The sequence below is a fragment of the Agrobacterium sp. BT-220-3 genome (assembly GCF_025910175.1).
Taxonomy (GTDB): Bacteria; Pseudomonadota; Alphaproteobacteria; order Rhizobiales; family Rhizobiaceae; genus Agrobacterium; species Agrobacterium oryzihabitans.
This window is the reverse complement of sequence record NZ_JAPAIX010000001.1, coordinates 287,262-308,051: the sequence shown is the minus strand read 5'-3', so window position 1 is coordinate 308,051 and position 20,790 is coordinate 287,262. Positions and strand designations below refer to the sequence as shown.

Sequence of the window (20,790 nt, the reverse complement as noted above, 5' to 3'; positions counted from 1 at the left end):
TTATGTTCTTTCTTGAGGGGGTGTCACATGCTGGAAGAATTCATCGTGCAGGCAAAAACCAACACCTATGTGGGCGGCGGCGACAAATCCCCGACACCCACTCGCCCCGGCGCGCAAGATCTGGCCTATCAGGACGGGGACTGGCGTTATCTCGATAGCTATTTCGGCGGAACCGACTTCATCGGCCAGGAAGTCGTCTGGCATCGGGGTGTTCCGCTGTGGGCCATGAGCTATTACGGCCGCATCATCCGCCCCGAGACGATGGACGCCGGTGTGGCGGGCAGGGTGATCCAGCGCTCGCTTTCTGCGCTTTACGGGGAAGGGCGCTTCCTCGGCGGCTTCACCCATCAGGTCGAAGACATGATCTATGTCGACACCAATGAGGGTGAGTTCCGGTCTTTCACTGGCGTCGAACGGATTTATCGGGAAGGTATAGAGGCCTACCGGCTTGACTATCATGGCGGGATCATAAAGCCGTAGAGCAGAGGAATTGCCGTGGACAGGGACTGCAATGGCAAATGGCGACGCTCAATATTTCAAGGCGACACTCTATTTTGACAACGAACCCGCGATCTCGGGTTTGACTCTGACTGAGGCATGGGGCGAGGAAGGATATGAATGCGAACCGTTGAGCGAAAAGGGCGTCTTTGACGGCCTGCGCGGGTCGACCAGGGTTTTTGTTGGCGCGCCCGAGCCGGTAATGGCACCGGTTCCACCGGCCCAATATCCGGCGGTCGCGCAGACCAATATCGACTGGTCAAAGACCTTTTGCGTCGATGCGAAAGCGGCATATGACGATTTCCGCCATGCGACGCACCAATGCGAGTTCAGGTTCCTCATCATGGCGGATGAGAATGATCCCGAAATCGCGCATAACGAAATAGTCTCAACCCTGCTCGGCATCCATCAGGTCGCTCCGATGCGGGCCGTTGCGCTGCATTATCTCGATATGATCGTTGGCCGCACCAATCTTGACGACTATCTCAACTATGCAAACAGTCATCTGGATCAACCGCAGCAAATGGCGGAGATGCTGGCCTTCGGAGCCTTTGTGACGGAGGAGGCAGGAGCAATCAGATCATGGACAACGGGTCTGGAACATTTCGGCCAGACGAACCTGATTCTTGACACTTCGAAGGTAGAGGCGACCGAGGTGCTTCTCACCATATTCGGCCTCGGCCATCTCGTCGTCAACGGGAGGCGCTTTGCAGCCGGTGAAGCCATCACGTCCTATGATCTTCTCGCTCGGTTCGAAGCTGCGGAGCTGGACGGACGGCCCATGCTGCGCATCGTCAGGCATGAGGCCGGCGAGAATACCCCGTCATAACGTGCAGAGCGAGCGGACGGGACGATGACGGATCATCGTCCCATTGCATCTTTCAAATCAGCCAGGCTGCTTTGTCTTGCGCAGATAGGGAAGAACCGTGTCGTAGGAGCCGAAACGGGCAATCGCATCCTCGTTTGAAACGGCGGCGGTAATGATGACATCCTCGCCCTGCTTCCAGTTGGCCGGCGTCGCCACCTGGTGTTTCGATGTCAGCTGGATGGAATCGATAGCGCGGAGGATTTCCTCGAAGTTGCGGCCAGTGGTCATCGGGTAGGTGAGGACCAGCTTGATCTTCTTGTCGGGGCCGATGACGAAGACGGAGCGCACGGTGGCGTTGTCTGCCGGTGTGCGGCCTTCGGAGCTTTCGCCAGCGCCTGCCGGCAGCATGTCATAGAGCTTGGCCACCTTCAGGTCCTTGTCGCCGATCAGCGGATAGTCGACGTTGAAGCCGGTGGCCGTGCGGATGTCGTTCTTCCACTTCTCATGGCTCTCGACCGGATCGACCGAAATGCCGATGATCTTGACGCCGCGCTTTTCGAATTCCGGCTGCAGGCCACCCATCGCGCCGAGCTCCGTTGTGCAGACCGGCGTGAAATTCTTGGGATGCGAAAACAGGACCGCCCAGCCGTCGCCGATCCAGTCGTGGAAGCTCACCGGGCCATGCGTGGTCTCGGCGGTGAAATCGGGTGCGATGTCGTTGATACGAAGGCTCATCTTTGGGTTTCTCCCTAATGATTTGAACTGAAATACTGAAGTTTTTCGGCAATCCGTGTCCGGCGCAGGAGCTTAGAGTTTTTGCGTGAATTGGCCAGCCTTTTCATCGGATGCGCGTCGTCTCCTTGATTGATATAGGTGGGTAAAGCCGCACGCCAATGACATATCCCGGCAATGTGTGCGAATTGTCTTCGCGCAGGCATCCGCCAATTCTGATGCCGCATACCTGACGCCGGAACGGCCCAACATATGCCGAATTGCAGGGACAGACTTCGCCCGGCAATTCCCAGCCGTTTCCCAAAAGACGCGATGGAGAACAGCAATGACGATCACGATCACCGCTTTCGAAAATTCACCCGATGGCGGCAAGGGTCTGGCGCGCGATATGCGCGTGCGCTGGGCATTGGAGGAGGTGAGGGCGCCTTACGACGTGCGTCTCGTTTCCTTCAAGGCAATGCGGGAGCCTGCGCACCTGGCGCTTCAGCCATTCGGACAGATACCGACCTATCAAGAGGGCGATCTTGCGCTGTTCGAATCCGGCGCGATCGTGTTCCACATAGCCGAACGACATACCGGACTGTTGCCGGTGGATGCGGATGCACGGGCGCGCGCGATAACATGGATGTTCGCAGCCCTCAGCACGATGGAGCCGCCAATCGTCGAGCGCTTTGTTGCCGGATACGTGGAAAGGGACAGGAGCTGGCACGATGAACGCCTGCTCTTGGTCGATGAACGCATTCGCAAACGGCTTCGCGAATTATCCAGGCGCCTCGGCGAGGCGGACTGGCTCGACGGCGCATTCAGCGCGGGTGACCTTATGATGGTGTCGGTTCTACAGAGGATAAGAAGTTCAGGCATCCTCGACGAATATCCGAACCTTTCAGCCTATGTGGCCCGTGGCGAGGCGCGCCCCGCCTATCAGCGCGCCTTCGCCGATCAACTGGCGGTTTTCAAGGCCGCCTCGTCACGCTGAACTTTTCCGCATCTCACCAGAATATCATCAGCGACGGTGGCGAGTGGTGCCGTGGCGTCGATGATCGTCGCATTACCAGAATGCTTCCAGGCTGCCGGCTACCCAATCCGGCCGAGTGGAAAGCGAGGAGAGGGGGCCTTCTTCATTTCTGGATTATGCGTCTGGAACCTTTGCTGCGTGGGCAGCATGCCATTCGGATTTCAAAATCGCATAGATGAATTCGTCTCCCCACTGCCCATTGAAACGATCGTTTTGGACAAGATGTGCTTCCCTGCGCATTTTCAGCCGTTCGACAATCCCGATGGAGCCATGATTGAGCGTGTCGAGCCGTGCAAAAATCCTGTGGCACCCCAGCTGATTGAAACCGAGATCCATGATGGCGCGCACAGCTTCTGTCGCATAACCCTTGCCGGAGAAAGAAGGGTTGAAGATATAACCGACTTCGAGTTGCAGAGCATCTTTACTGGCGATTTTCAGGAGTACTTCGCCAAGCAGCATCGCATCCTCTTGACGCACGACCGCCAGTCGCAAAGTGTCGCCATCTTTCGAGAAAGGAGCTGAAAGCAATTCGGCAAACTGCACTGCAAGCGCATCTGGCAGAGGCGGAGATGTGTAGAGAAACCGATAGACGTCGTCGCGCCCATGGTAATCGGCGTAGGATGACAAATCGTCGGGCTGGAACGGACGCAGGGTGAGACGATCGGTATGTATGGGCAAGAGGATTGCAGTGTTCATTGGTACTCGCATTCAAAGGCGGAAGACCAAGGCTATTTGGGATCCGGAACGAGAGAAACAAGTCCGCAATTCATTCGCTCTTGCGGGTGCGCTATCGGCTGACGCCGGGCAAGCTGGCAATCCGCTTGTCGTTAGGGTGCTTCCATTCTTGCGAGCGCCTTATATCCAATAGTCGCATAAGATAGATTATGGAACTAAATTGCCTTTGGAAGCCTCGCGTTTCAAGCCTTAAGACCTTTCAGAAACCTCAGGCGATCGTCCTGTTGCGGGCCAAAATATCCGCCAGATCGTTCCCTGCGATACCTGAGTGTCCCTTGCACCACGATATGTCCACATTGGGATTACGAAGCAGCAAGCGATCCACATTCCGCCACAAGGTTCCATCTGGTATCTGCCGTTTCCGCGCTCGCGAATTGGGGTTGATGCGTTTCCACCCGTTGGTCCTCCAGATTTCGCGCCAGCGATGACAACCCTCGACGACATGGGCGGAGTCCGTCCAAAGCCTGGCCGTCCGGCCTGGCGCATGGGCATCCAGCCACAAAAGCGCATTCATGACCGCCATCACTTCAAACGCATTATTTGTCAGTCCGGTTTCCATTCCTCGCGCGGCATGAAACTGCTGCTCGGCTTCAAACACGACGAATGCCCAGCTTCCCAATTGTGCAACCGGGTCGTATGAACCATCCGTGTAAATTTCAAGTGCTGCGGTCATCGAACTCGTTTTCCCGCATCAACGCGGCATTCGTGCAAAACCTTTCGCCAGAATTGGTCCGGTTGGTCTGCCTGTCGGCGATCCGCCTGCCTGCTCAAGTGTAATTTCGTAGAGCTGGTCGCTTCTCGGTGTTGGCAATACCGGCCCTTCAAGACGTGCGGATCGAACACCGTCGATCAGGCCGAGCGAAACGGGCCCAACCTCTCTGGATGGCAACGTCCATAGCTGGATCGTCTTGTCCTGCGGCACGGCAAAATCAGCCAGCATCCGCAAGGTCGCCTTTTCGTTTCCGAAATCCTCGACCACGGCTTGAACCTCTCCCGCCTCGTTGAGAAGGACTGCGATCACCAGCGGCTCCGCTGTGCGCGTCAGACTGAAGGTCAACCCGGCCGCAAGAACGACGGTTGCGGCAATGGCGGAAATCGCAATCGATCGCCATCCGTTTCGTTTATTGTCGTTTGCGGTGCGGATAGGCCTATTGGTCGTGGATTTCTCCTGCGGCGGCAAACGGCTTTCGATATTGTTCCATAATTCACCGTTGACGGCGGCAGGCTCAACGCCGGTATCGAGCGGCAGAAAGCGCTCGCGGCTTTTAGCGATTGCCGCCCGCAATTCGCCGTCGCGTTCCATGGCCGCTTCGATAGCTTCAGCGTCCGACGCCTCAAGCAGCCCCAATACATAGTCATCGGCGATGGCGGGAATGTCTTTGCGATCGAATCTCATGCCATGCACTCCCGGAGTGCCGAAAGCCCTCGCCTTATCCAGGATTTCGTCGTCCCGAGCGGAGCACGCAACCGGCCGGCAATTTCGCCGTGGGAATATCCGGCGACGTAAGCCATTAAGATGCCTTGTCTTTTTGTCTCATCAAGTGCACCGAGACATTCATAGAGGCGCGAGTTCCTGTCGAGTTTCTGCCATGCGGCAATCACCTCGTCCGCCTGTTCACTGTCGCGAAGCGTTTCAACATCCTGCACGGCGAGTTCACGCCTGCCGTCGCGCAGAAGATTGAGCGCCCGGTTTCTGACGATGGCGTAAATCCAGCCGCGTGCCGAACCATGGTCCGCTTTATACTGGTGCGCATGCGTCCAGATGCGCACGAAGCTCTCCTGCACCACCTCCTCCGCCAGTTCCCTGCGCTTGACGATACGCTCTGCCACCGCGATCAACCGCCCTGCCTCACGGTCGAAAATAGCGCGCAATGCGTTTCGGTCGCCCCTAGCACAGGCGGCGAGCGCCCTGTCGAGATCGTCCGGCACGGAGCCCATACGCATGCAAAACCTTTCGAGTTCAGACCGCAAGCCACAGTTGGCTTTGGCATAATACCCATAGCGCGACGATATGGATGCATGCGGCAGATATTTTTTTGCCTGCTGCATCCAAACGCATCATCCCGCGTGTCTTTATTGTTGGAAGCGTCGAAAACCAAAGGCTGGACGGCTTCCAAACGGATCAACGCACGGGAGAAAGACATGAAACCTATCCTCTTCACTCTGATCGCCTCGGCCGCTTTCGCAGCAACGGCGAGCGTCGCAATTTCAGCACCGGTCCTTGGATTGACCGGCGACAAGACGCTGGTGATGTTCGATACCGAAAAGCCGGCCGTCACCAAGACGATGGATGTCACCGGCGTCGACAAGCTCGTCGGAATCGATTTTCGCCCGGGCAGCAAGACCGTCATCGGCGTAACGCCGGATCATCGCATCGTCTCCATCGATCTTGAGACCGGCGCGGCAACCGAAGTGGCCAAGATGGACAAGATGCTGACCGTAACCGAAGCCCCGGTCGTCGTCGATTTCAACCCCATGGCGGATCGTCTGCGCTTCATGACCGGCACGACCAATCACCGCGTTCATCCCGATACGGGCGCGGTCACGGTCGATGGCGCACTCGCCTTCGAAGACGGCGACATGCACAAGGGAGAGACACCCAATATTGTCGCCGCCGCCTATACCAATTCCATCGGCAAGCCGGAAAAAACGGCCATGTACAATATTGATGCCACCATCGGCGCACTGGTCCAGCAGACAAAGCCGAACGACGGCACATTGAAAGCCATCGGCAAGCTTGGCCTCAAGGAGAAGCCGGCGACTTACGCATTCGATATCCACGGCGAGGAAGGCGGCAAGAACACTGCCTATCTGGCCGCAGGCAATAGTCTCTACACCGTCAATCTGGAAACCGGCGCGGCAACCGAAGTCGGTACAATCACGGGTGCAGACAAGGGCCTGCGCGACATGACGGTTCTTCCCGCAATGTGATTTGCAATCGCGGGCTCTGAATAACTCAAAAAAAGAAGGCTGGCCCCGTTTTCGGACCAGCCTTTTTTATTAAGCCGTTCTGGCCGGTCACATCTTCGGAAGCAGAACCTTGTCGATGACGTGAATGACGCCGTTCGACTGCTTGACATCCGCGATGGTGACATGCGCCACGCCGCCCATCTCGTCGGTCAGCGTGATCTTGCCCATGCTTTCCTTGGCTTTCAGAATGCAGCCGCCAACGGTCTTGACGTCATGCGTACCCTTGTCGTCCTTGATCATCTTTTCGATGGTCTTGGACATGGCATCGGCTGCCACGACATGGCAGGTGAGAATCTTCGTAAGCTGGGCCTTGTTTTCCGGCTTCAGCAAGGTTTCAACAGTGCCCTTGGGCAGCGCCGCAAAGGCTTCGTTGGTGGGAGCAAAGACCGTGAAAGGCCCCTTCCCCTGAAGCGTTTCAACAAGGCCCGCGGCCTTGACCGCTGCGACCAATGTTGTGTGGTCCTTGGAATTCATCGCATTTTCAACGATGTTCTTGTTGTCATACATGGCAGCGCCGCCCACCATTGGATTGGCGGCAAATGCGCTGGCGGAGATGGCGGACACGATTGTTGCGAGTGCAAGCGTGCGTATCGTGGACCTGATCATCGTAATTTCCTCTTGTTCGGTTGCCCCGACGCTCGATACGCGCCTCCTCGGGCTGGCACTCCATAATCGGAGCAAGACAAGATACGAGACGGTCACGGAAAGAGTTTCAGCCGATCCGATTCTTTGAAAACTTATTCTCGCCCTACAGGGTGCGCCGCCCCCTCGCCCATCAGATCGACCCCAATGAAACGCGCTTCTCAAGCTCGGCCGCCTCTTCCTTGCGTTCGCTGTAGCGGTCCGTGAGATAGGCTGAGGCGTCACGCGTCAGCAGGGTGAATTTCACCAGCTCTTCGCAGACGTCGACAACACGGTCGTAATAGGATGACGGCTTCATCCGGCCTTCAGCATCAAATTCCTGATAGGCTCTGGCCACCGATGACTGGTTGGGAATGGTGATCATCCGCATCCATCGTCCGAGAATGCGCATCTGGTTCACGGCATTGAATGACTGGCTGCCGCCGGAAACCTCCATCACGGCGAGCGTCTTGCCCTGTGTCGGGCGGACCGATCCGACAGAAAGCGGAATCCAGTCGATCTGCGACTTCATGATGCCGGTCATCGCGCCATGGCGCTCCGGGCTCACCCACAGCTGACCTTCGGACCACAATGACAGCTCGCGCAGTTCCTGTACCTTCGGGTGGCTCACGGGCGCTTCATCGGGTAGTGGCAGGCCTTTCGGATCGAATATCCGGACCTCGCACCCGAACCTTTCAAGCAACAGTCCTGCTTCAAAGGCGAGTAAACGGCTGTAGGATACCTCGCGAAGCGAGCCGTAGAGGATGAGGATGCGGGGCTTGTGGGTCGAGGAGGCCGGACGCAGTGCATCGAGATTGATCTCGTGCAGATGCTCGCCTTTCAGTGCGGGGAATGTGTCAGGCAATTCGCTTTCCTTCCTGATCGAGGACCTGCTCGCCATCCTCCTTGAAGAATGGCCCCTTGAAGCTGTCTGGCAGGATATCAAGCACGACCTCGGAAGGGCGTGCGAGCCTGGTGCCGAGCGGTGTCACCACGAAGGGACGATTGATGAGGATCGGCGTGCCGATCATGGCATCGAGCAACTGGTCATCGGTAAGGTCCGGATTGTCGAGACCCAGTTCGGCATAGGGCGTCCCCTTCTCGCGGATGGCTGCTCGAACGCTCAGGCCAGCATCCGCGATCATCGTCGCGAGTTCTTCACGCGTCGGCGGCTCCCGCAGATATTCGATCACCTTCGGTTCGATCCCGGCGGCGCGGATCAGCGCCAGCGTGTTGCGCGACGTCCCGCAGGACGGATTGTGATAGATAGTGATATCCATGCTCATTGCCTTTCGGTGATTGTCTTTCGGGAAGCATTGGGGCGGGAAACAGCGGGGGCAGCCTCATACCAGTCCTTCGAGCGGTTGACGATCCAGACGACCGAGAGCATGACCGGAACCTCGATGAGAACGCCGACAACGGTTGCCAGCGCCGCGCCCGATTGAAAACCGAACAGGCTGATGGCGGCCGCGACCGCGAGTTCGAAGAAGTTGCTGGCGCCGATCAGCGCAGATGGACCGGCAACGCAATGCCGTTCGCCGGTCATGCGGTTCAAAAGATAGGCAAGCCCGGAGTTCAGATAGACCTGGATCAGGATCGGGATGGCGAGCAGACCGATGACGGCCGGCTGCGCGATGATCTGCTCGCCCTGAAAAGCGAAGAGAAGAACCAGCGTTGCAAGCAGCGCCACCAGCGAAAACGGATGCAGCCTGGCAAGAACGCGATCCAGCACCTCTGAAGTGCCATCCGCCATGAGCCGCTGCCTGATGACCTGCGCGAGAATGACGGGCACGACGATATAGAGCGCAACGGACAGAACGAGCGTGTCCCATGGAACCGTGATTGCCGACAGACCAAGCAGCAGACCCACAATTGGAGCAAATGCGATGACCATGATCGCATCATTGAGCGCGACCTGCGAGAGCGTGAACAGCGGCTCGCCCTTTGTCAGATTGCTCCAGACGAAGACCATGGCCGTGCAGGGTGCTGCTGCAAGAATGATCAGCCCGGCAATGTAGGAATCGATCTGGCCGGCGGGAAGATAGGGGCGGAAAAGCCAGCCGATGAAAAGCCAGCCCAGAAGCGCCATCGAGAACGGCTTGACGGCCCAGTTGATGAACAATGTGACGCCGATGCCCCGCCAGTAGCTGCCGACCTGCGCAAGAGACCGGAAATCGATCTTGAGCAGCATTGGAATGATCATCAGCCAGATCAGTATCGCGACGGGGATATTGACCCTGGCGATCTCTGCCGCACCGATAGCCTGGAAGGCGCCGGGCATCAGATGACCGAGGGCGACACCGACGATGATGCACAGAAACACCCAGACGGTGAGATAACGTTCGAACATTGACATCATGCGGACTTTCGTTGCGTCGTTGCTGAGGAAGGAAAGCGCCCTGCTGTCGTTCCCTCGCCTTTGCCTATGGGGGAAAATAGAGCGAGCGGAATCGCGCGTACGCAGGGTGCGCACGTTAAGGACATCGTCGATCATGGTCTTGATCCGTGGTTAGGTCGGCGGCCTGGTAGATTTCACGAGCGGCTGGCCTCCGGGCTGCAGCAGGGTGTGAGTTCGGCGATGAGCGGAGCACAGAGTTCCGTCGAGCCGCCGCAACAATCCTTCAGCAGAAACAGGGTCAGTGCACGCAGGCCATCAAGATCGGCCCGGTAGATGATCGACCGGCTTTGCCGCTCGCTCTTGACCAGCCCTGCCCGCGACAGTGTGGCAAGATGTGCCGACATCGTGTTCTGGGGAATGTCGATGAGACGCGCCAGTTCACCCGCCGGAACACCTTCCGGCTCGTGGCGCACGAGAAGCCGGAACGTTTCCAGTCGAGTGGATTGGGCCAAGGCGCCGAGCGCCGTTATCGCAATGCTGTTATCCATATATCTAGAATAACGGATATATTACATCTGTCAACAGCGGGGCTTTCGATATCTGCCTCATGGGCGGCGGCAGGTCAGAATGAAGCGCCGATAAACATAGGTGCGCAGCCTGTTGCGCAGGTTGGCATTCTTCCGCTGCGCTTTTGCGATCGGGTCATGGGAGTGGAGTTCGATGTTGGTAAAACCGGCATCAGTCAGAAGCGGCGTCAGCATTGCGGGCCGCAGCCCCTGCCCGAACGGAAGCGCCTTCATGATTACGGCGTGGTGATCGCTCTGGGCGCCGTCATAGTTCCTGTCGGCTCCCGCCAGGCGGTCGATAAGCCAGATCAACTGGCTAGCAAAGCGCCCCGCCGGTTTTGGCCTTGCCCAGTCACCATCGAAGAACAGCAGGCGACCGCCCGGACGAAGCAGCCTGAACCACTCGCGGAAGGCCGTCTCGGGCTTAGTCAACGTCCAGACCAGGTGCCGGCAGATGATCGCATCATAGGACTGGTCGGGTTCCATGGTGTTTTCAGCATCCGCCATGATGAAACGCAGCCTCGTTTTTCCGGCATGTTTCGCTCGCGCCACGGACAGCATCGCTTCTGAAAAATCCAGCGCCGTGACGTCGTGGCCGAGATCGTGAATGAGCCGTGTCACCTCGCCCGTGCCGCAGGCCAGTTCAAGGATGCGCTTCGGTTCCGTGCCCAGCAGATCCCTGATCGGCTTTTGCCATGCGTCGGCCTCCGGGCCGGCCGCAATCCTGTGTCCAAAGGCCAGATCGAAAGTCTCGGATCTTTTCGACCAATAATCCCGAATTTCCTCCTTCAGATCGAAATTGCCGCCATCCATCGTTTGATCCTCTATGTGCTGCATCTTGTTTTTGTATTGATGAAATGGTCAGTCGGACGTGTCGAACAGAGCGTTGAGCGTGGCGACCGTCATGGCGATTGCGACGCCCGGCCAGATCATCAGGCTCGGATGGTCGAAGATAAAAACGCGATATTCGAAGAGCATGGAGCCCCAGTCGGGCTTTGATGGATCTGCTCCAAGGCCGATAAAGGCGAGCGAGGCGTAAGCTGTGACCGCAAAACCCGCCTGATTGCCGGTATGGGTCACCATCAGCGGCAGAATGTTCGGCAGAAGATGGCGGATGATCATCCGGAATGGCGGCACGCCCAGGGCTTCCGCCGCATGGACAAAGGTTTGCCCAAGCACGCGCTGGCTGAGGGAATGGGCAAAGAGGGCCGTCGGCCCTATGCCGGCAAGGCCAAGCGCCAGTCCCGCCGTCATCGGCGTGAGACCGAAAACCGCCGCCGTTGTCAGCGCGATGATCAGCGTCGGAACGGTGATGAAGAATTCGCAGCAGCGCAGCAATGCGCGCTCCTTCCAGCCCCCCAGCACCGCAGCGCTGGTGCCGAGCAATGTGCCACCGGTAAAGGCGATGAAGCCGACCGAAAAAACCACCAGCGCCGTGCGCCATCCCCCCGCCATGATGCGGGAAAAAAGGTCGCGGCCGAGGTGATCGGTTCCAAGCAGATGGCTCGCCGTTACACCCGAATGACGGGCAAGAATATCCACCGCATCCGGATCATAGGGCTGCCAGAAGGTGCTCAGGAGCAGAAACAAGAGCAATGCGGCAAGTGCAAGATATCGGATCATCAGGCAAGCCGCGGATCAAGAAAGCGTTGAAGTATCTGAACGATCAGGTTCATGACGAGCAGCCACAGCGCAATGACCATGACATAGGCCTGCAGGACCATCTGGTCGCGAACCGCGATGCTCTGCACGAGAAACTGGCTGAGACCCGGAAGATTGAAGAGAATTTCCATGGTCGCCGTCGAGCCGATCACCCAGCCCGCCTCGGAGCGCACCGCCGAAAGCAAGGCGTAGAACGCGCCGCGATGCGCGTGACGCCAGAGCGCCTGCCGGCGCGAAAGTCCCTTGGCGAGAGCGGTGCGGAAATAGGGCTGCCGCATGGTTTCAATCATGTCTCGCCGATAGACGCGCGCAAAGACGGCGGCCGAATGCGAGGCTATCAACATGACGGGCAGCACGATCGCAATAGCGTCGGTCGCGAAAGGACGGATCCATCGCAGCTGGACGCCGAGAACCCAGAGCAGAACGAGCCCCAGCCAGAAGCCCGGAACGGCCTGGACGAAGACTGAAAATATGCGGCTTGCACGATCGGCAATGCCACCCGGCCGCGCCGCCGCGAAGAAACCGATCGGCACCGCAACGACGATGGCGATCAGCATGCCGGAAAGGCCGAGCAGGAGCGAAACGGGAAGACGCTCGCGAAACTCCGCAAAAACGGGTTCGCCGGTGCGGAAGGACCGCCCCCAGTCACCGGTGACGAAATCCGCAAGCCAGTGCAGATAACGCAGAAGAAGGGGGCGATCGAGGCCCCATTCTTCCTTAAGCGCAGCAACGGTTTCACCCGTTGCCGAAAGATTCCATACACGGATGGCAATTTGCACCGGATCGGCAGGCATCAGGGCAATAAGCGTGAAGGATGCGAGCGACAGCGCAAGCATTGCCAACGCCGAGCGTATGCCGAACCGGAGCAATTGCATCAGAATTACCTGGCCTCGCCGATATCGGCGCGCAGGACATAATAGTCCGAACCCCAGGGCTCATAATTCTGCAGCCGCTTCGAGAGACCCACATACCAGACCGGAGAAACCAGGAAGGAGGCCGGGACGTCCTTGAACAGTTTTGCCTGAGCATCGAGAGCAATTGCAGCCCGCTCTTTGGCCTCGCCCGCCACAGCAAAGCGATCAAGGATGGCGTCGAAATCCGCAGAGGCATATTTCGCATAGTTGAGCGAAGCGCCGCTGCGCAGCATCGAATTGAGGAAGAAGGCCGGATCGCCATTCGGCGCGGTGTGTTGCGCCCAGAGCGCGATATCGAACTCGCCGGCGGCCGCCACATCCTGAATGTTTTCCACAACCTTCGTGTCAAGCTGGATGCCAACCCTGGCAAGCTGCGCCTTTACGACAGGCAGCATGGTAACGAGGTCCGGACGCTGCGGATAGGTGATGGCGAGAAGGCGCAGCGGCGCGCCGTCCTTCGTGCGGTTCCCTGCCCCGTCCCTGACCCATCCGGCTTCATCGAGAAGCGCTTCGGCTTTTTTTATGTCGGTCGGACGCGGCTGTTTTCCGGCGAAGGGGAAGTAGGCGGCATAGGCGCCGGTAGCCGGTTCACCGCCGTTAATGGCGGCCGCCAGTTCCCTGCGATCGAAAGTCAGGTCAAGCGCCTCACGCACCTTGATATCGGTGGTAATCGGCCTTTTGGTATTGAGGAAGGCGAGATATTGATAACCGACCGGAAACGACTTGATCGTCAGATCCGGATTGGTTTGCAGCCGCTTCACGACTTCCGAGGGCAGCCCGAAGGCGAGGTCCAGCTCACCCGCCTCCAGCGCAAGTGTCATGCTCTGCGCATCACCGAACCTGCGAAAGTCGACCGGAGAACGGGAACCGGCGTCAGCAAAATGGGTGTTCGGCGCGAGTTTCAGCGATGTATCCGCCTTGAAATCCGCGATCTGATACGGTCCGGTGAACAGAGCACGGCCATCGGCGGCAGTCGTATAGGCAACCAGCGGCCACTCCGCAAACAGCGCCTGCAGGAAGGACACCGGTTTCTCCGTCGTGATATCGAGCGTCAGTGCATCGACTGCCTTGAAGCCAAGCTTTCCACCTGTCGCAAGCGCCGCCTTGTTGGTTGCGAAAGTATGCTCGAATCCGGCCGCAAGGGCTGCTGCCGTTACGGCAGAACCATCGGAGAAGGTACGGTCCGGTTTCAGCGTCACGGTCCAGGTCAAGTCGCCGGTGCGTTCTGCTTTCTCGGCAAGGTCAGGCACAAGCCGTCCATCTTTGTCGACGGTAAAGAGGTTCTCTCCCACACCGTGACTGACGAGCGCCCAGCCATTGGAACCCTTTGCGGGATCAAGGCCACTTGTGATGTAGGTGGCGCCGACGCGCAAGGGTTCGGTGGCCAGCGCATTGCCCGCCACTCCCGTAATGAAAGCCGCGAGCCCGGCTGCCGCCAGACGCGAAATGCTCTTTGCCGACATTATGTTTCCTCTCATGCTATTCGGATAGATTGCGCAGCCGCTGCTTGCGGCCGGTCGGGTGATAGGCGAAATCGTCGACGACACACCCGCCAAGCAGGTGTTCGGCAACGATGCGATCGACAGCCTCCTCGGTAACGCCGCCGTAATAGGTGCCTTCGGGAAAGACCTGCATGACCGGTGCAAGGTTGCAGGGGCCAAGACAGGTCGATTTGGCCGTCATGGTGCCATCGCCGGTAACCCGAAGCTTCTGCCGTTCCTGCTGGTTGCGCAGATGTCCCCAGATCGCGTCAGCACCGGCCGAATTACACGGGGCGCCCTGACAGACGAGCACGCGGCGCTTCTGCGCAGGCACCAGCGACCCCTCGCCCGCCGGACGTACCGAGGATGAAAGATCGAGCGCCTGCGCCGTTCCGGCGAGGTCTTCGAGAAGGCGCGCCATGAGGGTGCTTGCGGTAGGGCTCGCGGTTATCGAGAGCGACGGCCACGGGCGCGGGTCCGCTGCCCGCCATCGTTTCAGGGTCTTGGTCAGCCAGTTTTGAAAGCTGGGCTCGAGTGGCAGCATGAGCGGCACGAGGAGGAGATTGCCGACACCCTCATCGATGAGCGCACCGAGCGCTTCGCGCAGGGACGGCGTGCCCTGTTCGGTGAATGCAACGCGAACGGTTCTCGCTCCGCGCAGCTGGCCAGCCAGCGTCGCGAGACGCTGCATGTCCTGGTGCGGCGCCGCTGCGAAAGCCGATTTGGCGACGAGCAGCACGGCGTCTGGCTGAGAGGGCTCTCGATGGATTGGTTGAGTTTCGGTTGTCACAATGCCTCATTCACGAGGCGGCAACGAAAATGACGGGCCTCCGGCCGAAATGCCGGAAACAGCCATCATTCCCATGGCACCCCCCGACCACGGAATTACAATATGTCAGGCAGGTCTCCTGGCTTGCGGGTCAAAGCCACCTCACCCGTCTTCCCGGCATTGTTGCCAGTGACTTCGTGGGCGATTGGCTCACCGCTTACAGTTGCGGGACAGCTCCGGGTCTTCACCGGATTCCCTCTTAGCTTCCACCGGGTGGCGGAAGAACCATGACGGAGCGAACCTACACTGCCGCAGGCCGCTGTCAACCGCCTGCGCCGCAAGTGAACACGCTACGCAAGTCTCCTTCGTCCAATCAATTGTTACGTTATAAAGTTACATACACTTGGTTTTATTTGCTGGTCAAGCCCATGTTTTACGATGCGATATCGAATTGGCGCACCCACCGCCGTCATCGCGCGGAAACCAAAAATAAAAAGGAAGATATGATCTATATAAAATATAATTATATCAATGCTTAAAGAAAACAACATAAAGTAATTTATAATTCACCGGAGGCCTCCCGGCGTCGCAATTCAAGCTCTTCACTGTAGCGCCTGAGGGTGTGGCTCTCCGTCAGCAGGCCAACCGGGCGGTTTTCTATCTTGTCGTTGACGACAACCAGCGCTTCGCTTTCCGTGGCATCGAAAGCCGCCGCCGCCTGCCGCGCATTCATCGTCGGCAGCAACACATCATTCTTGTAGTGAAGATAGGTTTCGAGACTGATCTTGCTCGGGTCGCGATCCATCGGATCGGCGTAGATTTCCGGTACGAGGACGATGCCGGCATAGCGCCCGTCATCATGCGTCATGATCACCCGCTGCGTTGATCCCAGTGGAAACTTCTCCTTGAAGGCTGGAAGCCCCATGCTGACATTGGCCTTGCGTATATCGGCACGCATCATCTTGCCCACGGTCAAGTCGCGGATCCAGCCAATGTCATGGGCGCTGCGAATGCTTTCGCCTCTGAGGTGGAAGCGCCAGGTGGCGAAGGAGTAACCGAAGGTGGTGCGCACCACGAGCGAGGTGGTGATGACGGCGGCAAGCACCAGAGCCGTGATCTGGAAGTCTCCGGTCAATTCCAGCGCCAGAAACGTCATCGTCAGCGGACCGCCGATAATGGCGGCGGCAAAGGCGCTCATGCCGATCACGGCATAGACGATGGGTGCTGTCGAGCCATAACCGATATAGGGGGCGCAAAGCGCGAAAATCTTTCCGAGCAGGGAGCCCATGAACAGCGAGGCGAAAAACAGGCCGCCACGGAAATTAGAACCGATGGAAATGGCGCTGGCCGCCGCCTTAAGCACGAATAGCCCGGCCAGCCCGTAGATCGTCAATTCGGCATCGATATTGAGATGCAGCGCACCATGGCCACTGGACAGGACCTGCGGTGAAATAAGCGCGAGGGCACCGACAGCCACGCCCCCCATCGCCGGACGCAGCCAGCCCGGAATGGCGCTTTTGCGCGCCGTCTCTTCGATGAAGGACACCGTCTGCATCAGCGCGATTCCGATCGCCGCGCACACGACGCCCAGAAAGATGGCGGGCACGTAGTCCGCCGGCGTTACACGGCTGGCATCGACGATATCGATGGAGAGGCCGTGGCCGCCAATAAGCCCGATGACGGTGGCTGCGACGAGCGCCGATACGATGAGCGGCGCAAGCGTCACGACGGTATAGGTGCCGATGATGAGTTCGATGGCGTAAAAAGCTCCTGTCAGAGGGGCGTTGAAGGCCGCCGCTATCGCACCCGCAGCACCACAGCCAACGAGGATACGCATGTCCCCTCGCCTCAGTTTCAGCTTGATGCCGATCTTGGAGGCGACGCCACTGGCGATCTGCGTATAACCCGCCTCCAGCCCCACTGATGCACCAAAGCCGTTGGAGACGATGTTCTGCACGCAGACGATGATGCTGTCCGTCAGCGACAGACGGCCGCCATGCAGCGCATTCGCCTCGATCGGGTCGACCATCGGTTTTTTGCGAGTTTTGGAGAGAATGAAGATGATGATGCCAAGCACGATGCCGCCGATGATCGGCCCGGCCAGTACGATCGGGCCGGAGAGATCGCTGCTGCTCAAGCGCTCGACGCCATAGACCAGAACATGCAGCGCCGTGCTCAAGGCGCCGATCAGCGCCACCAGGAGGCCCGCAGCGATGCCGATGAGAACGGCGAGAGCCACCAGCCCCAGTTCTCCGCGCCGGAACATCGCCCGCAGGCGGCTGGCGCGCAGATTGTCGAAGAAGCTCGCCATACTGGGTGCACGGAAAGGCCGGGTCGACATGCTGTTCCTTTTCAGGCGGTATTAGGGCGCTTCAATCTCGATCTCGACTTCGAAACGCATCTGATCGTAAGCCGGTTCAACATGATCAGGCGTTTCACGCATCACCGTGTCATAATCGAGCGGAATGTGCATATGGGTCAAGATCGCCCTTTTGGGTGCAAATCTTTCAATCCATCCGAGCGCCTGTTCCAGCGAAAGATGGCTGGGGTGATAGCGGTGTTGCAGCGCATCGATGACGAGAATATCGAGGCCGGCAAGCTTCGGCAGGGTCTCAATCGGAAAATCGCTGACATCGGTGCAATAGGCGACATCGCCGATCCGAAAGCCGAGCGAATGCACGTCGCCATGCTGCTGCATATGCACTCTGAAAGGTATCGGCCCGCCTGCCCCGTCGACGATCAACGTCGCGTCGATATCGGCGATGATCCGCGGCTCCACGATGGGCGGATAGCTGCTGCCCGGCGGTGTCTCAAGGCAATAGGCAAAACCATCCCAGATGCGCGCCATGGTGACGGGGTCGGCATAGATCGGAATGCGGTTTTTCTGGATGGCGAAATAGATGCGCAGATCGTCAATGCCGTGCAGGTGGTCCGCATGGGCATGGGTGTAAAGCACGGCATCGACCGCCTCCACCTTCGCCGCGATCATCTGCTCGCGAAAATCAGGGCCGGTATCGATGACGACGGTGGTCTTGCCGCCATCGGGTCCGATCTGCTCCACCATGAAGGCCGTGCGCGTGCGCCGGTTTTTGGGGTTCTCGGGGTCGCAGGCGCCCCAGTCGCCGTTGATGCGCGGTACGCCGGGTGACGACGCGCATCCGAGAACCGTGAAGCGGCGACGGTAGATTGCCACGCCTACACCCTTGTCATTTTCGAAAAGCAGCGGAAGGCATTCTCTGTGGTGATTTCAGCCATGCGCTCGAAGGAAATGCCATGCACCTCAGCCAGAACCTCAGCCGTGTTGACCACATAGGAGGGCTCATTGCGTTTGCCGCGCCAGCGCTTCGGCGCAAGATAGGGCGCATCCGTTTCAACGAGCAGCCTGTCCAGCGGCACTGTAGCGGCGATGTCGCGGATATCCTGCGATTTCGGGAAGGTCAGAATGCCGGAAAAGGACACGTAACCGCCAAGTTCAACGCCCGTTTTCGCGAGATCAGGACCGGCGGAAAAGCAGTGCAGGATGAAGGGAAACGCCCCCTTCTCACTCTCCGCGCGCAAAATCGCAGCCATGTCCTCATCGGCACTACGGCTGTGGATGACAAGCGGAAGCTTCGTCCTTCTTGCCGCCTCGATGTGGCGAAGGAGGCCGGTCTTCTGGTCTTCCGGCTTCTGCGTATCGTAGAAATAATCCAGCCCCGCCTCGCCGATCGCCACGATCTTGTCGTGGCTCTCGGCAAGCCGCACGAGGTCGTCGGCCGAAATATCCAGCTCCTCGGCCGCGCTGTTGGGATGTGTGCCGACCGAGCAGAAGACCGACGGATATTTTTCCGTGATTTTCAAAAGCTTCGGCAGGCGGCGCACCCGTGTCGAGATCGTCACCATCTGGCTGACGCCCGACGCGTGGGCGCGGGCGATGATATCGTCGCGCTCAGCCTCAAAATCGGGAAAATCCAGATGGCAATGCGTATCGATCAGCATGGGTGTCGCCTTCACGCTTCCGGTGCGACGTAACGCGGGAAGACGGGCTTGGGTGCCTCAAGCGGCGTGCCCGGAACCAGACGGCCCGCTTCGCCGAGTGCTGCAAAATCACGTTTATCGGCAGGGGCCGCAACGAGATCAAGCAGCTTCTCGCAGGACTCCGGCATGAAGGGCTGCAGGAGAATGCCGATCTGGCGCACGACTTCCGCCGTAACGTAAAGCACGGTGCCCATACGCTCCGGATCGGTCTTCTTCAGCGCCCACGGCTCCTGCGACGCGAAATAGCGGTCGGTTTCCGAGACGACGGCAATGATGGCCGCAAGCGCGCGATGGATGAGCTGCTTGCCCATCTCCTCGCGGCAAATCTCAAGCAGCCCGTCGGCGGAGGCGAGCATCGCCTTGTCTTCATCCGTCAACGCGCCGGGCGTCGGGATCTGGCCGTCGCAATTCTTGACGATCATCGACAGCGAACGGCTCGCCAGATTGCCGATGCCATTGGCAAGATCGGCATTGATGCGGGTGGCGATGCCCTCTTCGCTGTAGCTGCCATCCTGGCCGAAGGAGACTTCGCGCAGGAAGAAGTAGCGGACCTGATCGAGACCGAAATGGCTGACCAGATTGACCGGATCGACGACATTGCCGAGCGACTTCGACATCTTCTCGCCCTTGTTGAGCAGGAAGCCGTGCGCATACACCCGCTTGGGCAGCGGCAGCTTGGCGCTCATCAAAAAGGCCGGCCAATAGACCGCGTGGAAGCGGATGATGTCCTTGCCGATGATATGCACGTCGGCCGGCCAATATTTCGCGCGCGGACCGTTCTTGTCTTCGATGTAACCCGTCGCGGTAATGTAGTTGGTCAGCGCATCGACCCAGACATACATGACGTGCTTCGGGTCGTTCGGAACCTTGATACCCCAATCGAAGGTGGTTCGGGAAATCGACAGGTCCTTGAGGCCGGATTTGACGAAAGAAATGATTTCATTGCGCCGTTCCGCCGGACCAATGAAATCCGGGTTATCCTCGTAGAGCTTCAGCAGCTTCTCCTGATATTCGGAGAGCTTGAAGAAATAACTTGCCTCTTCCACCCATTCGACGGGCGTGCCCTGCGGCCCGTAACGAACGCCGTCGGCGCGCACTTCCGTCTCGTCCTCGCCGTAATAGGCCTCGTCGCGCACGGAATACCAGCCGGCATAGCTGTCCTTGTAGATGTCGCCGCTATCGGCCATCAGGTTCCAGATATTGCGCGAAGTCTCGTGATGACGCTCTTCCGTGGTGCGGATGAAATCGTCGTTCGAGGCGTTGAGCAGTTTGCCCATTTCGCGAAACTGGTCGGAGTTGCGCTGCGCCAGTTCTTCGGGCGAAATGCCTTCTGCCCGCGCCGTCTGCTGCATCTTCTGGCCGTGTTCGTCGGTGCCGGTCAGGAAGAACACATCCATTCCGTCCAGGCGCTGAAAGCGTGCCATGGCGTCCGTCGCGATCAGCTCATAGGCATGGCCGATATGCGGCTTGCCGTTAGGATAGGAGATCGCGGTGGTGATGTAGAAGGGTGTCTTGTCTGTCATGACGGTCTATCGACTTTACAGGCTGTTTTTTGGATAGACCGCTCTTAAACCATTGTTCGCAGCAGCGAAAGAAAAAGCGTACGTTTTGTACGATGGCTCGCAGACAAAGTGGAGTTGGCGAGCGCTTGGCATTCGCACTAC

24 protein-coding genes and 1 riboswitch are annotated in these 20,790 nt (G+C 58.6%); of the genes, 5 read left to right on the top strand and 19 right to left on the bottom strand.

The window, feature by feature from the left end; genetic code table 11:
• Positions 1-27: 27 nt before the first annotated feature.
• Positions 28-480 (top strand): DUF5680 domain-containing protein, encoded by a 453-nt coding sequence (locus OK142_RS01715; protein ID WP_498680834.1) that lies wholly within the window; start codon positions 28-30, stop codon positions 478-480.
• A gap of 31 nt (positions 481-511) precedes the next feature.
• Positions 512-1,327 carry a hypothetical protein gene (locus tag OK142_RS01710; RefSeq protein WP_003496074.1) on the top strand — a complete coding sequence of 272 codons (816 nt, stop codon included), beginning with the start codon at positions 512-514 and terminating at the stop codon, positions 1,325-1,327.
• Positions 1,328-1,384: 57 nt separating this feature from the next.
• On the opposite strand, the gene OK142_RS01705 is transcribed toward OK142_RS01710, so the two are convergent.
• The gene (locus OK142_RS01705; RefSeq protein ID WP_003496073.1) at positions 1,385-2,041 is read right to left on the bottom strand and encodes a peroxiredoxin; all 657 of its coding nucleotides are present in this window, start codon (positions 2,039-2,041) and stop codon (positions 1,385-1,387) included.
• Positions 2,042-2,363: 322 nt separating this feature from the next.
• Here OK142_RS01705 and OK142_RS01700 point away from each other — a divergent pair, with 322 nt between their 5' ends.
• A complete protein-coding gene (locus tag OK142_RS01700) occupies positions 2,364-3,014 on the top strand; it encodes a glutathione S-transferase family protein (protein ID WP_498680833.1) in 651 nt (216 codons plus the stop codon).
• 153 nt (positions 3,015-3,167) lie between these two features.
• On the opposite strand, the gene OK142_RS01695 is transcribed toward OK142_RS01700, so the two are convergent.
• The 4 genes from OK142_RS01695 to OK142_RS01680 form a co-directional block, all read right to left on the bottom strand.
• Positions 3,168-3,749, bottom strand: coding sequence for a GNAT family N-acetyltransferase (locus OK142_RS01695; protein ID WP_498680832.1), 582 nt, complete (start codon positions 3,747-3,749; stop codon positions 3,168-3,170).
• 247 nt (positions 3,750-3,996) lie between these two features.
• Positions 3,997-4,461: a ribonuclease H family protein gene (locus OK142_RS01690; RefSeq protein ID WP_498680831.1), complete on the bottom strand. Its 465-nt coding sequence runs from the start codon at positions 4,459-4,461 to the stop codon at positions 3,997-3,999.
• A gap of 18 nt (positions 4,462-4,479) precedes the next feature.
• A complete protein-coding gene (locus OK142_RS01685) occupies positions 4,480-5,184 on the bottom strand; it encodes an anti-sigma factor (RefSeq protein WP_498680830.1) in 705 nt (234 codons plus the stop codon).
• Positions 5,181-5,726: a sigma-70 family RNA polymerase sigma factor gene (locus tag OK142_RS01680; RefSeq protein WP_082184235.1), complete on the bottom strand. Its 546-nt coding sequence runs from the start codon at positions 5,724-5,726 to the stop codon at positions 5,181-5,183. The genes OK142_RS01685 and OK142_RS01680 overlap by 4 nt, the downstream gene beginning before the upstream one ends.
• 204 nt (positions 5,727-5,930) lie before the next feature.
• Between OK142_RS01680 and OK142_RS01675 the strand changes: the two genes are divergently transcribed.
• The gene (locus tag OK142_RS01675) at positions 5,931-6,719 is read left to right on the top strand and encodes a DUF4394 domain-containing protein (protein WP_498680829.1); all 789 of its coding nucleotides are present in this window, start codon (positions 5,931-5,933) and stop codon (positions 6,717-6,719) included.
• A gap of 87 nt (positions 6,720-6,806) precedes the next feature.
• Here OK142_RS01675 and OK142_RS01670 read toward each other — a convergent pair whose 3' ends face one another.
• The 10 genes from OK142_RS01670 to OK142_RS01625 all read right to left on the bottom strand — a co-directional run bounded on the left by OK142_RS01670 (position 6,807) and on the right by OK142_RS01625 (position 15,130).
• Complete coding sequence (locus OK142_RS01670; RefSeq protein ID WP_003496063.1) at positions 6,807-7,364, bottom strand: fasciclin domain-containing protein; 558 nt, start codon at positions 7,362-7,364, stop codon at positions 6,807-6,809.
• Between the two features lie 169 nt (positions 7,365-7,533).
• The gene (gene arsH / locus OK142_RS01665) at positions 7,534-8,280 is read right to left on the bottom strand and encodes an arsenical resistance protein ArsH (RefSeq protein ID WP_498680828.1); all 747 of its coding nucleotides are present in this window, start codon (positions 8,278-8,280) and stop codon (positions 7,534-7,536) included.
• Positions 8,237-8,659: an arsenate reductase (glutaredoxin) gene (gene arsC, locus OK142_RS01660; RefSeq protein WP_082184237.1), complete on the bottom strand. Its 423-nt coding sequence runs from the start codon at positions 8,657-8,659 to the stop codon at positions 8,237-8,239. The genes arsH and arsC overlap by 44 nt, the downstream gene beginning before the upstream one ends.
• A 2-nt stretch (positions 8,660-8,661) precedes the next feature.
• Positions 8,662-9,735: an ACR3 family arsenite efflux transporter gene (gene arsB, locus OK142_RS01655; protein ID WP_498681702.1), complete on the bottom strand. Its 1,074-nt coding sequence runs from the start codon at positions 9,733-9,735 to the stop codon at positions 8,662-8,664.
• 176 nt (positions 9,736-9,911) lie between these two features.
• Entirely contained in the window at positions 9,912-10,265 is a 354-nt protein-coding gene (locus OK142_RS01650) for an ArsR/SmtB family transcription factor (protein ID WP_003496055.1), read from the bottom strand.
• Between the two features lie 57 nt (positions 10,266-10,322).
• Positions 10,323-11,096: a class I SAM-dependent methyltransferase gene (locus OK142_RS01645; protein ID WP_498680827.1), complete on the bottom strand. Its 774-nt coding sequence runs from the start codon at positions 11,094-11,096 to the stop codon at positions 10,323-10,325.
• 48 nt (positions 11,097-11,144) lie between these two features.
• Entirely contained in the window at positions 11,145-11,906 is a 762-nt protein-coding gene (locus OK142_RS01640; RefSeq protein ID WP_003496050.1) for an ABC transporter permease, read from the bottom strand.
• Positions 11,906-12,820 (bottom strand): ABC transporter permease, encoded by a 915-nt coding sequence (locus OK142_RS01635; RefSeq protein ID WP_498680826.1) that lies wholly within the window; start codon positions 12,818-12,820, stop codon positions 11,906-11,908. The genes OK142_RS01640 and OK142_RS01635 overlap by 1 nt, the downstream gene beginning before the upstream one ends.
• A gap of 5 nt (positions 12,821-12,825) precedes the next feature.
• Complete coding sequence (locus OK142_RS01630) at positions 12,826-14,322, bottom strand: ABC transporter substrate-binding protein (protein WP_498680825.1); 1,497 nt, start codon at positions 14,320-14,322, stop codon at positions 12,826-12,828.
• A 16-nt stretch (positions 14,323-14,338) separates the two neighbouring features.
• The gene (locus tag OK142_RS01625; protein WP_498680824.1) at positions 14,339-15,130 is read right to left on the bottom strand and encodes a (2Fe-2S) ferredoxin domain-containing protein; all 792 of its coding nucleotides are present in this window, start codon (positions 15,128-15,130) and stop codon (positions 14,339-14,341) included.
• Positions 15,131-15,221: 91 nt separating this feature from the next.
• Positions 15,222-15,415: riboswitch (cobalamin riboswitch) on the bottom strand.
• Here OK142_RS01625 and OK142_RS01620 point away from each other — a divergent pair.
• The gene (locus OK142_RS01620; protein WP_498680823.1) at positions 15,397-15,648 is read left to right on the top strand and encodes a hypothetical protein; all 252 of its coding nucleotides are present in this window, start codon (positions 15,397-15,399) and stop codon (positions 15,646-15,648) included. Its footprint overlaps the riboswitch before it by 19 nt.
• A gap of 20 nt (positions 15,649-15,668) precedes the next feature.
• On the opposite strand, the gene OK142_RS01615 is transcribed toward OK142_RS01620, so the two are convergent.
• Genes OK142_RS01615 through metG form a run of 4 tightly spaced genes read right to left on the bottom strand, consistent with a single transcriptional unit; the run spans position 15,669 to position 20,649 of the window.
• Entirely contained in the window at positions 15,669-17,450 is a 1,782-nt protein-coding gene (locus OK142_RS01615; RefSeq protein ID WP_082184241.1) for a chloride channel protein, read from the bottom strand.
• A 21-nt stretch (positions 17,451-17,471) separates the two neighbouring features.
• Positions 17,472-18,302 carry an MBL fold metallo-hydrolase gene (locus tag OK142_RS01610; protein WP_498680822.1) on the bottom strand — a complete coding sequence of 277 codons (831 nt, stop codon included), beginning with the start codon at positions 18,300-18,302 and terminating at the stop codon, positions 17,472-17,474.
• A gap of 2 nt (positions 18,303-18,304) precedes the next feature.
• Positions 18,305-19,087, bottom strand: a complete 783-nt coding sequence (locus OK142_RS01605; protein ID WP_498680821.1) for a TatD family hydrolase — start codon at positions 19,085-19,087, stop codon at positions 18,305-18,307.
• An 11-nt stretch (positions 19,088-19,098) separates the two neighbouring features.
• Positions 19,099-20,649 (bottom strand): methionine--tRNA ligase, encoded by a 1,551-nt coding sequence (gene metG / locus OK142_RS01600; RefSeq protein WP_498680820.1) that lies wholly within the window; start codon positions 20,647-20,649, stop codon positions 19,099-19,101.
• Between the last annotated feature and the right edge of the window lie 141 nt (positions 20,650-20,790).